Below are 1060 nucleotides of genomic sequence, written 5' to 3' on the forward strand. Positions count from 1 at the left end.
TGTGGAGACTCCTCTGGCGGGGTGGTAGGTCTAAAACCTACCGCTAGTCAAGGGTTGCTGAAGCAGGAAGAAAGCAACAGCGCTGAGCAAAAATCTGTTCTGTTCAGTGCTGTGTAGGTCTTTCAGAGCGGCATCTCCCAGTGCAGCTCGACGTGGGTATGGCCTTCTGGGGTGCGGGTGCGATGCCAGGATCCCTTGGGTAGATAGCGGGCGATGGTGTTCATGGCCTTGCTGCCGTAGCCGCCGCTGAGGCCGGGAGCGTACTCGATACCATCGTTGACCACGGAAAGGCAGCAGTGGCGCTCCGTTTGGGCCAGCGACACCTTGACAAAGGAAGCATTGCCTTTGGGGGGTTGTACATGGGCGATGACATTGCCGATGGCCTCCCGCAAAAAGCGCAAGATGTCTTCTCGCTGATCAAACCACTCACCGGTGTTGGGCTCCTGCAGCGGTTGCAGTTGCCGCTCTACAGATAGCGTTAGGCTGCCCGATTGGATCAGTTCATCCAGATAGATCTCGATGCCTCGATGCAACCCCTCTCGCAAGCTGGGGGAGATGCGCAGCTTGGCAGCTAGAGTGCGCACATCGTTGAGCTGATTCCGGATCCCGCGTCCGATCCTCTCCAGTTGCTCGAGCAGGTGATCGTAGACGGCGGGGTCGGGCGACCTGCCTTGCTGCTGCTGCCATTGCAAGCTCTCCAAGTCGTCCATCACCACCTTCAACTCCTGCAGCTCCCGATCGTGAATGTCGGTGGCTACCCGGTAAAGCAACTTGCGGGCTTGGTCGATAGCTGCCTCCTGTTCGGCCCGACGCAGACGCTCCAATTCCTGCTGTTGGGCCAAGAGCCGTTCTTGATTCTCCACAATGACCAAAGTGAGCAGCAGGCTCACCCCCGTTAGCCCACTGGCCAGGGCCGGCAAGACGAGAGGCCAAACCCAACGCCCCAGTAGAAACTGGGCCACAGCCAACCCTTCGTAAACGGCAAGCCCCACCACAGGCCGCAGGAGAAACTGCTGTTGCTTCCAGCCCCAAGGGCTCAAAAGTGCTCCGCACCGCTGAC

Annotated in this window: 1 protein-coding gene; it reads right to left on the reverse strand. The window is 59.2% G+C overall.

What is annotated here, in order from left to right:
- Window positions 1–122: 122 nt before the first annotated feature.
- Window positions 123–1060, reverse strand: a 938-nt coding sequence (locus tag NW819_RS14485) for a sensor histidine kinase (protein ID WP_414414176.1), incomplete at its 5' end; no start/stop codon positions are given.

Origin of the sequence: Synechococcus sp. R8-2 (assembly GCF_047461715.1) — a bacterium.
In the GTDB taxonomy this organism is placed as follows: domain Bacteria; phylum Cyanobacteriota; class Cyanobacteriia; order Thermostichales; family Thermostichaceae; genus Thermostichus.